The organism is Pseudomonas sp. KB_15 (assembly GCF_052114525.1).
Lineage (GTDB): Bacteria > Pseudomonadota > Gammaproteobacteria > Pseudomonadales > Pseudomonadaceae > Aquipseudomonas.
The window spans coordinates 1-463 of record NZ_JBFREX010000199.1; the positions used below are offsets into that span (position 1 = coordinate 1).

The window sequence follows — 463 nt, forward strand, 5'->3', positions numbered from 1 at the left end:
GGCGGGGGCACACCCGCGCTGGAACTCATCGATGTGCGCAAGAWGTTCGGCCAGACCGAGATCATCCGTGGCGTGACGCTGGCCATCGGCAAGGGAGAGCGCCACGCGATGATCGGGCCGAACGGSGCSGGCAAGTCCACCACGTTCAACCTGATCTCGGGGCGGTTTGCGCCTAGCTCGGGCACGGTCAGGCTGAACGGCCAGCCCATCAGCGGGCTGCGGCCGTTCGAGATCAACCGGATGGGGCTCTCGCGCAGCTTCCAGATCACCAATATCTTCCACCGGCTGTCCGTGTTCGAGAACCTGCGCTGCGCGGTGCTGTGGTCGCTCGGCTACAAGTATTCGTTCTGGCACCGGCTCTCCGAACTGCGCGACGCCCGCGAGCGGGCAGACGAGGTGCTGGAGCTGATCGGCATGCAGCATCGGCGCAATTCGCAGGCCGGGCTGCTGACCTATGCCGAGC

At 66.1% G+C, this 463-nt stretch carries 1 protein-coding gene; it reads left to right on the forward strand.

Annotated features, from left to right (window positions below; genetic code table 11):
- Positions 1-463: ATP-binding cassette domain-containing protein (locus tag AB4Z35_RS30445; protein WP_442101220.1), on the forward strand; the 463-nt coding region annotated here is incomplete at both ends.